Annotated in this window: 8 protein-coding genes; 4 read left to right on the top strand and 4 right to left on the bottom strand. The window is 71.2% G+C overall.

The genetic code is table 11. The features are described from left to right. Window positions 1-812: 812 nt before the first annotated feature. From ACFXMF_RS43435 to ACFXMF_RS43425, 3 genes are read right to left on the bottom strand one after another with little or no spacing between them, the layout of a single operon-like run. Window positions 813-1,832: an acetamidase/formamidase family protein gene (locus tag ACFXMF_RS43435; RefSeq protein WP_360310729.1), complete on the bottom strand. Its 1,020-nt coding sequence runs from the start codon at window positions 1,830-1,832 to the stop codon at window positions 813-815. Then, window positions 1,829-3,283, bottom strand: a complete 1,455-nt coding sequence (locus tag ACFXMF_RS43430) for an APC family permease (protein WP_360310731.1) — start codon at window positions 3,281-3,283, stop codon at window positions 1,829-1,831. The genes ACFXMF_RS43435 and ACFXMF_RS43430 overlap by 4 nt, the downstream gene beginning before the upstream one ends. A gap of 54 nt (window positions 3,284-3,337) precedes the next feature. Next, entirely contained in the window at window positions 3,338-4,477 is a 1,140-nt protein-coding gene (locus ACFXMF_RS43425; RefSeq protein WP_379991677.1) for a substrate-binding domain-containing protein, read from the bottom strand. A gap of 50 nt (window positions 4,478-4,527) precedes the next feature. On the opposite strand from ACFXMF_RS43425, the gene ACFXMF_RS43420 reads away from it, so the two are divergent. After that, window positions 4,528-4,968: a MarR family winged helix-turn-helix transcriptional regulator gene (locus ACFXMF_RS43420; protein ID WP_379991676.1), complete on the top strand. Its 441-nt coding sequence runs from the start codon at window positions 4,528-4,530 to the stop codon at window positions 4,966-4,968. Between the two features lie 28 nt (window positions 4,969-4,996). Here ACFXMF_RS43420 and ACFXMF_RS43415 read toward each other — a convergent pair whose 3' ends face one another. Continuing rightward, window positions 4,997-7,411, bottom strand: a complete 2,415-nt coding sequence (locus ACFXMF_RS43415; RefSeq protein ID WP_379991675.1) for an ATP-binding cassette domain-containing protein — start codon at window positions 7,409-7,411, stop codon at window positions 4,997-4,999. A 207-nt stretch (window positions 7,412-7,618) separates the two neighbouring features. Between ACFXMF_RS43415 and ACFXMF_RS43410 the strand changes: the two genes are divergently transcribed. The 3 genes from ACFXMF_RS43410 to ACFXMF_RS43400 all read left to right on the top strand — a co-directional run bounded on the left by ACFXMF_RS43410 (window position 7,619) and on the right by ACFXMF_RS43400 (window position 12,171). After that, window positions 7,619-9,064 (top strand): hypothetical protein, encoded by a 1,446-nt coding sequence (locus ACFXMF_RS43410; protein WP_379991674.1) that lies wholly within the window; start codon window positions 7,619-7,621, stop codon window positions 9,062-9,064. Window positions 9,065-9,221: 157 nt separating this feature from the next. Next, entirely contained in the window at window positions 9,222-9,827 is a 606-nt protein-coding gene (locus tag ACFXMF_RS43405; RefSeq protein WP_379991673.1) for a DNA-binding response regulator, read from the top strand. A gap of 790 nt (window positions 9,828-10,617) precedes the next feature. Beyond that, window positions 10,618-12,171 carry an MFS transporter gene (locus ACFXMF_RS43400; RefSeq protein ID WP_379991672.1) on the top strand — a complete coding sequence of 518 codons (1,554 nt, stop codon included), beginning with the start codon at window positions 10,618-10,620 and terminating at the stop codon, window positions 12,169-12,171. Window positions 12,172-12,254 lie beyond the last annotated feature (83 nt).

Raw genomic sequence — 12,254 nt, 5'->3', positions numbered from 1 at the left:
GGTGCCTCGCGAGCCGGCGCCGAAGGCGCCCAACAAAAAGCAGCGCTGCATCGCCGAAAGCCCCCCACCCGCCCGCTCCGCTCACGACCCGGGCCCACCCCCCCGCTCCGCCCACCCCCCAGGCCCCCCGACCCGCTCCACTCACAACCCAGCCCAGTCGCGCTCAACGCACCCTCGCTCACCGCGTCGCTCCACTCGCGACCCCGGCGAACCGCCACGCTCCGCCCACGACTCCAGCTTGCGGGCCGGCTTCACGCACGATGCCGCTCGCCCCAGGACACCACCCCGCCCACCGTTCGGCCCGCCACGCCTGCTGCGCCCCGTGCGCGCAGTTGCGGGAACATCCCCGGGTTCCCAAAAGGATCCGCGTCGGCGGACGCGTACTCCCCGGGGATGTCCCCTCCCGCCCGGCGCGGGGGCGGCACACGCCGGGCGCCGGGACCAATGACCTGGGTCCCGGGGTCCATACCGTGCGGCTCGGCCGGCAGGCCCTTCAGCTGCTCAGCCCGTCAGCCGGTGCGCGGGTCAGCCGGTCCGCAGGTCAGCCGGTCTGCGGGTCAGCCGGTTCGCGGGCCAGCCGGTCCGCAGGTCAGCCGGTTCGCGGGCCAGCCGGTCCGCCGGCCAGCCGATCAGCCCACCCGCCAGCCCACCCGCCCGCCAACCCGCCGACCAAGGCCAACACCCCTCCTCGACCCCAAGCCCCCAACCTCACCAAACATCCGCCTGGACGAACGCCCCACCCCATCCAACCAGCCGGCCGACCCCCCCAGCCCCGCAACCTCACCCCACCCGAAGCCCGCCCGCCCCGCCCCTCACCGCTCCGCCAAGTAGGCCGCCGCCACCGCCCGCAGGTGGTCGTGTCGGCCCTCGTAGGCGCGGTGTCGGCCGAGGAGGGCCTTCGGCAGCTTCCCCACCATCGTGTAGTTCGTGTCGCACACGTTCGCCGCCGGGGCCAGCCCCGTCTGGCTGACCAATTGGTAGGCGTCGAGCAGGTCCAGGTCGAGCAGGTCCGCCGTCCAGTCCACCAGGTCGCGCTGGCTGATCCGGAAGGCGTCCTCCAGGGGGCGGGCCGAGCCGGTGGTGAGCAGGTGGTCGTCGTTCTCCAGGCGCGGCGACACCGGGGCACCGCCCTTGATCAGGTCGACCACGATCACCGTGCGCATCGCGGCCTCGACCGCCGTCCCGCAGACCTCCCCCTCGCCCTGCCGGGCGTGGCCGTCGCCGATCGAGAGCATGCCGCCCGCGACGTTGACGCCGAAGTACGCGGTGGTGCCGGCGCGCATCTCGGGGGTGTCCATGTTGCCGCCGTGCGCGCCAGGGGTGATCGACATCAGCGTCTCGCCGCCGGCGGGCGCGACGCCGACGGTGCCGTGCATCGGGTCCAGCGGCAGGTCGACGGTGAAGTCGCTCTTCCGGGCCCGGAAGCGGCAGATGCCCGCCGCGACGTCCAGGTCGTACACCCACACCCTCTCCTCCAGCGGCGCGTGCAGCATCGCCGTGGTGTTCGTCGCGGTGAGTGCGCCGAAGTGCGGGAAGGTGCTGGAGATGCCCCAGTCGCGGGCGGGCGTGATGTCCACGAAGTGCACCGCGAGGGTGTCCCCGGGTTCGGCGCCCTCGACCGCGATCGGTCCGGTGACCGGATTGAGGTAGGGGAAGGTGCACACCGCGCTGGGCAGGTCGTCGATGCCCTTGACGTTGCCGCCGAAGCAGTCCTCGGTGGACAGTTCGACGATGGTGCCCGGGCGGACGGTGACCAGGGGTCGGCGTCCGCCGAAGGTGTAGGCGTACTGGTGGTAGGTCGGCCTCAGCGAGACGACTTCGAGCAGGGTCATACGGGTTCCTCGACCTGGTCGATGGCGGAAATTTGGGGCCGACGGCCCGCCAGCACCAGGCCGGCGAGGAGGGCGAGGCCGATCGCGAACCAGATCCCGCCCAGCCGTTTCGCGTCGCCGTCGGCGTTGTAGACGACGTAGGCCAGGATCGCGAAGCCGAGTGAGGGCGCGATCAGGTGTCGCCAGTAGTCGCGGCTGCGCTGCCGGACGAGATGGTGCACGACCACCGACACGTGCAGGACCAGGAAGGTGGTGAGCGCGCCGATGTTGACCAGGCTGCTCAGTGTGGTGATGCCGTCGTCGCGGGTGCTGGTGTACAGGCCCAGGGCGAGCGAGATCGCGGCGACGAGCAGCGTGGCGTTGACCGGGACCCGGTGCTTGGGGTGCACCTTGGCCAGGAAGGACGGCAGTTGCCGGTCCCGGGCCATGGCGTACAGCAGGCGCGAGGTCGCGGCCTGGGCCACCAGCGAGTTGGCGAAGCCCCAGGCGATCGCGGTGGCCACCGCGGTGAGCTTGGCCAGCCAGCCGCCCGCCGCGACCCGGGCCGCGTCGTAGAACGCGGTGCCGTCCGGATCGCCGTTGTCGATCAGCGCCTTGGGGTCGGCCACCAGCAGCGAGGCCACCCACGTCTGCACGATGAACAACGTCCCGGCCAGGAGCAGCGCGGCGACCATCGACCGGCCGATGGCCTTGGCCGAGTCCTTGTTCTCCTCGGACAACATCGAGATGCCGTCGAAGCCGAGGAAGCTCAGCGCCGCGATCGAGACGGCGCCGAAGACCAGGCTCCAGGAGAAGGTGTCGCTGTTGTAGATCGGGGTGAAGTCGAAGCCGCGGCCCTTGCCGTCGATCAGGGCGACCACGCCGATCACGATGAACACGATCAGGATGATCAGTTCGCCGATCAGCATGATCTTGTTGACCTTGGCGGTCATCGCCACGCCGAGGTAGTTGACCGCCGTGTTCAGCAACACGAACCCGACCACCCACATCCACACCGGGATCGAGGTGACCAGCGAGTTCATCGCGACTGCGGCGATCAGGTAGAGCAGGCCGGGGACCAGGATGTAGTCGAGCAGGATCATCCAGCCGGCCAGGAAGCCCACCGGGGCGGCGATGCCGCGTCCGGCGTAGGAGTACACGGACCCGGCCATCGGGAACGCCTGGGACATCTGCGCGTAGGACAGCGCCGTGAACATCATCGCGACCATGCCGATGACGTAGGCGAGCGCCACCATGCCGCCGGAGCCCTGGAACACGCCGCCGAAGATGCCGAACGGCGCGATCGGGACCATGAAGACCAGGCCGTAGACGAGCAGATCACGAAAACTCAGGGAGCGGCGGAGCTCTTGCTTGTAGCCGTACTTCTCGATCGACTCGGAACCACCGGACGAACCGGAACCACCGGTCGAGCCGGGTCTTGCGGTCGATGCGGGCGTGGGGACTTCGCTCATGTCGATCTCTCCTCGGGACGACCCCGAGGGGTCTCGAAGAGACCTTAGAACCAGTTATTTCCAAATGGAAGTACTTTCTCGCCGCGGCAACACGGCGAAATCCAGCCCCTCCGCCCGAGCCAGGTACACCTGCCGACGCGGCGGCCCCAACGGCGAGCGCGCCCAGGCCCCACGCGCCGCGTCCGACCCCCCGTCCAACAGCCGATCCACCGCCGCCGCCAACCCGCTCGGCGCGAGCGCGCCCCGCGCGGCCAACGCCGCGACCAGATGCAGCCCGTCGTACAGGCCCTCCGCGTAGGCGTCCAACACCGGCGCCTGCGGACCGAACAACGACCGGTGCCGCTCGGCCAGACCCAACCGGCGATCGTCGGTCTGCGACGCGAACGACTGCATCACCGCGTACATCGCGCCGGTGTCGTCCCCGCCGTACGCCAACAGGCCGTTCTCCTCCAGCGAGCCGGACAGCCGGACCAGGATGCGATCCAGCCCGGCGTGCCGCAACGCCCGATTGAAGTCGACCAGATCACGGCCGATCAGGCTGAGCAGCAGCGCGTCGGCCCGGGTGCTCCGCAGGCCCGCGAACAACTCGTCCAACCCGTCCCGCACCGCGCCGAAGCCCACCCGCCGCTCGTACACCACACTGCTGCGCGCGTCCGCGATCAACCGGCCGGCGGCGGCGTGGATGGCCTGCGGCCAGATGTAGTCGTTGCCGATCAGGGCCCACCGCCGCAGCCGATGGTGCTCGGTGAGCCACCCGATCGACTCGCGCAGTTGCCGCATCGGGTCGACACCCGTGCAGACCACCCCGGGCAACCGGCCGCCGCCCTCGTGCGGCGGGGTGAAGATGTACGGCGTCCGGCCGCCGACCACCGCCTCGATCGCGCGATGCACGTCGCTGGTGTGGAAACCGACCAGCACGTCCACCGCGCCGGCGTCGCCGAGCATCCCGACCTGCGCCGCGACCCGGTCGGGCGGGCCGCCGGCGTCCACCAGGACCAGCTCCATCGGGCGGTCGCGCACACCGCAGGCCGTGTTGATCTCGTGTGCCGCGAGCAGCGCCGCATCCACCGCGGAGGGCCCGATGATCCCCAGCGCACCGGACTGGGGCACCACGAGTCCCACTCGAAGCACCTGGGGATCCCGGTCGGAATACAGCGCTTCGAGCGGCTCGATCAGGACTGTCTCGACGCTCATAAGGCGAGTAAGTATGCTCCTGGGAACGGCCTGGCGAAGGGGTGATGAGCATGTCCGCCGGCGAAATCGCAGAGCGAGCCGTCGCGCCGCCGCTCCTGGTCGAGCTGCTCACCCTCGCGCAGCGCCGCCTCACCCGCACGCTGACCCACGCGTTGGCCGAGGAGGACTGCACCTTCGACCAGTGGCTCGTGCTGCGCGCCCTGGGCGACGGCGAGGGCCGGCTGATGGGCGATCTGGCGCAGCGCCTGCTGATCCCGCACGCCAGTCTGACCCGGATCGTGGACGCGCTGGTGGACGACGGCTGGATCTACCGACGTCAGTCCGGCATCGACCGCCGCCGGATCGCGGCCCATCTGTCCCGACGCGGCCACGATCGCCTGACCCGGCTGAACGCGCTGGCCGAGGCACACGAATCGGCCGTACGAACCGCGTGCGCGAGCGAGGATCCGGCCACCCTGCTCGCCTTCCTGGCCGAACCACCGACCGACTGACGGCGCGTCGGGCCACCCGTCGCCCCCGTCACCGCCCCGCCAAATACCGCGCGGTCACCCCCACCCCCGCCGTCGCCACCTCCGCAGGCACCCCGCTCGCCACGATTCGCCCACCGTCGGCCCCACCACCCGGGCCCATGTCGATCATCCAGTCCGCACCCGCGATCACGTCCAGGTCGTGTTCGACCACCACCACCGTGTTGCCCGCGGCGACCAACCCGTGCAATTGACGCATCAACAATTCGACATCCGCCGGGTGCAGTCCGGCCGTCGGCTCGTCCAACAGATACAACGTGTGCCCGCGCCGGGCCCGTTGCAGCTCGCTCGCCAACTTGATCCGCTGCGCCTCGCCGCCGGACAGCTCGGTCGCCGGTTGGCCCAGCCGCAGATAGCCCAGGCCCACCTCGCGCAGTGTGGTCAGGCTGCGCGCGGCGGCCGGCACCTCGGCGAGGAAGTCGGCGGCGGCGTCCACGGTCAGCCCGAGCACGTCCGCGACGCTCAGCCCCCGGTAGGCGACCTCCAGCGTCGGCGGGTTGTAGCGCGCCCCTCGGCAGGTCGGACACGGCGCGTACGTCCCCGGCAGGAACAGCAGCTCGACCGCGACGAAGCCCTCGCCCGAACACGTCTCGCACCGCCCGCCGTCCACGTTGAAGGAGAACCGGCTCGCGGTCCACCCACGCTCGCGCGCCGCGTCGGTGTCCGCGAACAGCTTGCGGACCGTGTCGAACAGACCGGTGTAGGTGGCCAGGTTCGAGCGCGGCGTGCGCCCGATCGGTTTCTGGTCCACCCGCACCAGGCGGTCGATCACCTCCAGACCGCGGACCGCTTGGATCTCGCCGGACTCCTGCCGACGTTCCTCGTCCTCCTGCGCCCGGGTGCCCAGATGCTCCGCCGTCACGTCCGCCAGCACCCCGCCGATCAGGCTGGACTTGCCCGCGCCGGAGACCCCGGTGACCACCGTGAACACGCCCAGCGGCAGCCGCACGTCCAGGTCGCGCAGATTGTGCAGCCGCACCCCGGTCAGCGTCAGCCAGCCGGTCGGCGACCTCGGCTCCCGAGCCGGCGGCGGACCCGCCGGGAACAGGAATCGGCGGGTCGCCGAGTCGGCCACCGCGCGCAGCCCGTCCGGGGGACCGCTGTACAGGATCCGGCCGCCGCCCTCGCCCGCGCCGGGCCCCACGTCCACGAGCCAGCCCGCCCGGCGGGCCACCGCCATCCGGTGCTCGACCACGAACAGCGAATTGCCCGCCGCGCGCAGCCGATCGAGCACCACGAGCAGCGCCTCGGTGTCCGCCGAGTGCAGCCCGGCCGACGGCTCGTCCAGTACGTACACCACCCCGAACAGCCCCGACCGCAACTGGGTGGCCAGCCGGAGCCGCTGCAACTCGCCCGAGGACAGGGTCGGCGTCTCCCGATCCATGCTCAGATAACCCAGGCCCAACTCCACCAGCACCGCGATCCGGGCCACCAGGTCGGCGCAGATCGTCGCGGCCGGCTCGCCGGCGTCCCCCGCACCGGCCAACACCTTCGCCGCCTCGACCAGCGGCAGGGCGACCAGCGCGGCGATGTCGAAGCCGGCGAAGGTCACCGCCAGCGAAGCCGGGCGCAGCCTTCGGCCGTGGCACACCGGACACGGCCCGCTGGTCAGGAAACGCTCGACCCGCTTGCGCTGCGTCGCGCTCTTGGAACTCGCGAACGTCTTCAGCACGATCCGCCGCGCGCTGCTGTACGTGCCCTGGTAGTCGCGTTGGATCCGGCTCGCGTCGCGCACCGGGTGCACGGTGACCACCGGTTGGTCGTCGGTGAACAGGATCCAGTCCCGCTCGACCCGGGGCAGTTCGCGCCACGGCCGGTCCACGTCGTAGCCGAGCGTGGCCAGGATGTCGCGCAGATTCTTTCCGTACCAGGCACCCGGCCACGCGGCGATCGCCCCGTCCCGGATTGACCTGCTCGGGTCGGGGACCAGCGATTCCTCGCTCACCTCGTGCACCCGACCCAGGCCGTGACAGTTCGGGCAGGCGCCGGCGACGGTGTTCGGCGAGAACGCGTCCGAGTCCACCGGCTCCGCGCCGGGCGGGTAGTCGCCGGCCCGGGAGAAGAGCATCCGCAACGAGTTGGACAGCGTCGTGAGCGTGCCCACCGTCGAGCGCGAGGTGGGCGCGGACCGCTGCTGACGCAACGCGATGGCCGGCGGCAATCCGCTGATCTCGTCCACGTGCGGTGCGCCGACCTGCTGGATCAGCCGCCGGGCGTAGGGCGCGATCGACTCGAAGTAGCGCCGCTGCGCCTCCGCGTACACCGTGCCGAAGGCCAGCGAGGACTTGCCCGATCCGGACACCCCCGTGAACACCGTGAACACGTCGCGCGGGATGTCCACGTCCACGTTTCGCAGATTGTGTTCGCGCGCCCCGCGCACCCGGACGAACGGATCGTGCTCGGTCATCACACCGCTCCCTGCGCCACCGGCCGAAGGTTGTCCTATGCCCGCCGAACGGAGATCCACAACCGTCGCGGACCGACACCGGGAGCGCGCCGCCCTCTGCCACCCGGGATCGAGGACCGGGACGCACTGGTGATCGTCGGGCTCCGCCACTAACGTCGGCGCGCGCCGGATGGTCCGGGGCGGTCGGGCGGTGGCAAGGGGGCGGCGATGGGGCTGGAGGCGGTCGAGCCGCGGACGCCGGTGTTGGTCGGGGCCGGGGTGGCGCGGCAGCGCTCGGCCGAGGCCGGGGCGGGCGTCGGCGAGTTGGAGCTGATGGCGCGGGCCGTCGAGGAGGCCGCCGAGGGGTCGGGCGCGCTGCTGCGGGCGGTCCGGCAGGTGCTGGTGCCGCGCGGGACCTGGCGGCACGGCGATCCTGGCCGCTGGCTGGCCGACCGGTTCAAGATCGTGGACGCGCACAGCACGTTGGCCGAACTGGGGGTCCTGCAACAGTCGTTGATCACCCGGGCCTGTGCCGAGATCGCCGCCGGGCAGGCCGACGTGGTGCTCGTCGTGGGCGGCGAGGCGGCGCATCGGCGACTGCGCGCCCGGATCGCCGGGCTCGAACTCGCGGATCCGGTCGCGGAGGGTGTCCCGGACACGGTGTGGGCGCCCGGCGCGGACATCCTGGCCCGGGTCGAGATCGATCGCCATCTGGCGGTGCCCGCGCGGCAGTACGCGGTGATGGAGTCGGCGATCGGGGCCGCTCGGGGCCGGTCGCCCGCGGACGACGCGCGCGAGATCGCCGCGCTGTGGGCGGACTTCTCGACGGTCGCCGCCGACGCCGGGCAGGCGATCCGGGGCCGCGCGGTGCAGCCGGACGAACTGCTGGCACCCACCGGCCGCAACGCGTGGTTGGCGAGCCCGTACTCGAAGTGGCACTGCTCGCAGATGAACGTCGACCAGGCCGCCGCGCTGCTCCTGTGCTCGGCCGAGGCGGCACGCCGGTTCGGGGTGGCCCGGGACCGGTGGGTGTTCCCGACGGCCGCGGCCGAATCGAACACCATGGTGCCGCTGGTGGCCCGGCCGGACCTGGGCCGCTCGCCCGGATTCGCCGAGGTCGGCGCGGCACTGGGCGCGGGGGTGCGCGACGCGACGCACCTGGACCTGTACAGCTGCTTCCCGGCGGCGGTCCGGATCCAGCGGCACGAGCTGGGTCTGACCGGGCGCCCCGGCCGGGAGTTGACCGCGACGGGCGGGATGGCGTTCGCCGGCGGGCCGCTCAACAACTACGCGTTGCAGGCGACGGTCGAGGTGACCCGACGGGTGCTCGCGGGTGGCGACGGGTTGGTGACGAGCGTGTCCGGGATGGTCACCAAGCAGGCCGGCGCGTTGTGGTCGGATCGGCCGGCCGCCGACGGGTTCCGGCCGATCGACGTGCGCGCGCAGTCGCCGAGCCGCCCGGTCGACCCGGACTACGCGGGCCCGGCCGAGGTGGTGGGCTGCACGGTGGCGTTCGAGCAGGGCGAGCCGGCGGTGGCGATCGCGGTGGTCGAGGGAGCGGGCGGCGTGCGGTCGGTGGCCTCCTCGACGGACGCCGACGTGCTGGCGTCGATGCGCACCGACCCGTGGGTCGGTCGCTCGGTACGGGTGGGTGGCGAGAGGTTCTCGATCTGAACCGTGGTGTTCGGGTCCGACCCGGCGTGATCGGAGCACGTCGGGGCAGGTGAGAGGGCGTGGGATCGCCGGTGGCGCGGGCGGGGCGCCGCTGCCGGTGCTTTCGAGGAACGTCGATGACAGTGACCATCCCGTTGGGATGCCGTGGGGGGACACGATGGTCAGGGTTCTTCTCGCCGAGGACATGCTCATGCTGCGCCGGGCGCTGGTGTCGCTGCTCGAACTGGAGCCCGACATCGAGGTCGTCGCCGAGGTCGATCGCGGAAATCTCATCCTGCCGGTGGCGCTCGAGGTACGGCCGGAGGTCGCGGTGTTGGACATCGATCTGCCGGGTCTGGACGGCATTCGGGCGGCCCGGCTGCTGCACGAGCGGTTACCCGAGTGCCGCACGGTGATCATGACCAGCCTGGGCCTGCCGGGCAATCTGCGGCGGGCGATGGCCGCGCACGTCTGGGGGTTCTTGCTCAAGGACGCCGATCCGGACCAACTCGCCGCCGCCATCCGCACGGTGGCCGCCGGTGAGCGGGTGATCGATTCGCGGTTGGCGGTGGCGACGTTGCAGGCGGCGGAGAATCCGTTGAGCGCGCGGGAGACCGAGGTGTTGCGGTTGGCCGCCGAAGGGGTGGACGTGCCGGAGATCGCGCGCGGCCTGTTCCTGTCCGCCGGGACGGTACGCAACTACCTGACCACGACGGTGACCAAGCTCAACGCCCGCAATCGCATGGACGCGGTGCGGATCGCGCGCGACTCCGGCTGGTTGTGACGCGCGTCGACCGGTCGTGCGGCGGCGTCCGCCTCGCGTCGATGCCGTCGTTGATCGGGGTCGGCCGCACCCGGTCGCGGTGCCGGTCGCGCCGATACCGACCACGTCAACCGGGCCGACGCGTGCCCGGTCCGCCGCGAAATGAACGTCCGAACCCGCGAGTTCCCGGTACGCCGAGGTGGGGTTCGAAGGCAAGGCCGGGGGCATTCGGTCGTGCGCCGTTCACGATTTCCCTTCCGTCCTCGGGGGAGTCCTGCGATCGGGCCGAGATATCCCGGTCGGTCCAGGGGCTGCGCGTTCGACCGGCGGATACACGTGGCCGGCCGGTTTTGTCGGTCGGCGATGCGCCGAGATTTTCGACGACCGGTTTCTCGCGGCCGTCGGGGAAAGTGCCGCAGTGGCGGGCAGGTGGACTCGGGTGGGCGGAAGGGCAATGGTGTTCATGGTGGCTCTCGGAGGGTGGGCAGGCGGCGTGCCGGGCCGGTGTGTCCGAAGCCGGGGACACTTCGTCGATGACGAGGGAAGTCTTCCTCCGCGCGCCGTGACCACGCCTCCGACGCGCTGCGGGTTTCCATCGGCCGGAGGGTGAACTCCGGGCATACACAACGGATATCACGAATGCGGCACCCGCCCGATGGAACACGTATTCGATCCGCGCCCCATCGATTGCCGCCGCCGCGCATTCACGCGGAAATCCCGGGGCTCGGTCATAAACCGTGCTGATCGAAACGAACGCAAGCCCTTAACGCCCGACCCCCTGTACACCCCCTTCGATTTCTAGCCTGGAAGCATGACTTCACCCATCGCTCACCCGGAAGCGGCCCCGCCGGATTCGCGGCGCTGGATCGCACTGGCCATCGTCATGACCGCGGCGTTCATGGATCTGCTCGACGTCACGATCGTCAACGTCGCACTGCCCTCCATCCAGCGCGACCTGGACGCCTCCACGAGCCAGATCCAATGGATCACCGCGGGTTATGTGCTCGCGTTCGCGGCCGGCCTGATCACCGGCGGCCGGCTCGGCGACATCCACGGGCGCCGGCGGATCTTCCTGATCGGCGTCACCACCTTCACCGTCGCCTCCGCGCTCAGCGGCTGCGCGGTGGACGCGGACATGCTGGTCGCGTCCAGGATCCTGCAGGGCGCCGGAGCCGCGATCATGGTCCCGCAGGTCCTGTCGATCGTGCACGCCACCTTTCCCGCGCACGAACGTGGCAAGGTCTTCGGCCTGTTCGGCGCCATCGTCGGCATGGGCGGGGTCTGCGGACCGCTGCTGGGCGCGCTGCTCACCGAGTGGAACGTGTTCGGCCTCGAATGGCGGACCATCTTCCTGATCAACGTCCCGGTGGGCATCGCCGGCCTGGTCCTGGGCCGCAAGTACATCACCGAGTCCAAGGCCGCCCGCGCCCTGCATCTGGACCTGGTCGGCGTCGGCCTGGTCACGCTGGGCCTGCTGATGTTGCTGTACCCGCTCACCCAGGGCCGCGAGCTGGGCTGGCCGCTGTGGGGCTACCTCTCCATGGCCGGTTCGGTGTCGGTGTTCGCCGCGCTGGCGCTGTACGAGCGGGCCAAGACCCGTCGGGACGGCTCGCCGCTGGTGGAGCTGTCGCTGTTTCGGGTGAAGAGCTTCAGCGCCGGGATCGCCGTGGAGTTCGGCTTCGGTGTCGTGTGCGGCATGTTCTTCCTGGTCTGGACGCTGTACATGCAGGTCGGATTGGGTTGGAGCGTGCTGCGCGCCGGTCTGACCAGCCTGCCGTTCTCGGTGGCGGTCGCCGCCGCGGCGGGGGTGTCGGTGCAGAAGTTGGTGCCGCGGTTCGGCCGCAAGGTGCTCCAGGCCGGTGCGCTGGTGATGGGTGCGGGCATGCTGATCTACCTGTGGGAAGCGGACCGGTACGGCACCGGGATCGCGACCTGGCAGATGGCGTTGCCGCTCCTGGTGATCGGCCTCGGCATGGGGCTGATCGTGGCGCCGCTGACCAACGCGGTGTTGTCCGATGTACCGCGCGAGCACGCCGGATCGGCGTCCGGACTGATCAATACGACGCTCCAGATGGGCAACGCGCTGGGTCTCGGCCTGACGTCGGTGGTCTTCTTCCGGTTGATCGACGACGGTCTCGCGCCCGAGAAGGTGGGGCCCGCGTTCGTGAACGCCTTCGAGAACTCGCTGCTGTGGGCCGCCGTCGTACTGGTCGCGATCTTCGTGCTGATGTTCGCGCTGCCGGCGCGCCCCGCCGTCGATCCGTCGCTGGAGGCCGAGGCCGCAGCGGCTCCGGCGGACGGCCCCGCCGAGGACGCAGCCACCGAGTGGAAGTCCCGCAACGGCACGATCGGCGCGCCCCGCTGACCACCTGTCGCCGGGCCGATCCGGTCGAAGGACACCCCCGCGGACAGCGTCGTCCCGTCGATCGGGTCGATCAGCAGGAACGA

Source organism: Embleya sp. NPDC059213, assembly GCF_042754445.1.
Classification (GTDB): Bacteria; Actinomycetota; Actinomycetes; order Streptomycetales; family Streptomycetaceae; genus Embleya.
The sequence above is the reverse complement of the archived record's forward strand: the minus strand, read 5'-3'. Positions and strand labels throughout refer to the sequence as shown.

Coding starts and splice junctions, on each gene's coding strand:
- ACFXMF_RS43400 (WP_379991672.1), top strand. CDS start 10,618: ATGACTTCACCCATCGCTCACCCGGAAGCGGCCCCGCCGGATTCGCGG.
- ACFXMF_RS43425 (WP_379991677.1), bottom strand. CDS start 4,477: ATGAGCGTCGAGACAGTCCTGATCGAGCCGCTCGAAGCGCTGTATTCC.
- ACFXMF_RS43415 (WP_379991675.1), bottom strand. CDS start 7,411: ATGACCGAGCACGATCCGTTCGTCCGGGTGCGCGGGGCGCGCGAACAC.
- ACFXMF_RS43405 (WP_379991673.1), top strand. CDS start 9,222: ATGGTCAGGGTTCTTCTCGCCGAGGACATGCTCATGCTGCGCCGGGCG.
- ACFXMF_RS43420 (WP_379991676.1), top strand. CDS start 4,528: ATGTCCGCCGGCGAAATCGCAGAGCGAGCCGTCGCGCCGCCGCTCCTG.
- ACFXMF_RS43410 (WP_379991674.1), top strand. CDS start 7,619: ATGGGGCTGGAGGCGGTCGAGCCGCGGACGCCGGTGTTGGTCGGGGCC.
- ACFXMF_RS43430 (WP_360310731.1), bottom strand. CDS start 3,283: ATGAGCGAAGTCCCCACGCCCGCATCGACCGCAAGACCCGGCTCGACC.
- ACFXMF_RS43435 (WP_360310729.1), bottom strand. CDS start 1,832: ATGACCCTGCTCGAAGTCGTCTCGCTGAGGCCGACCTACCACCAGTAC.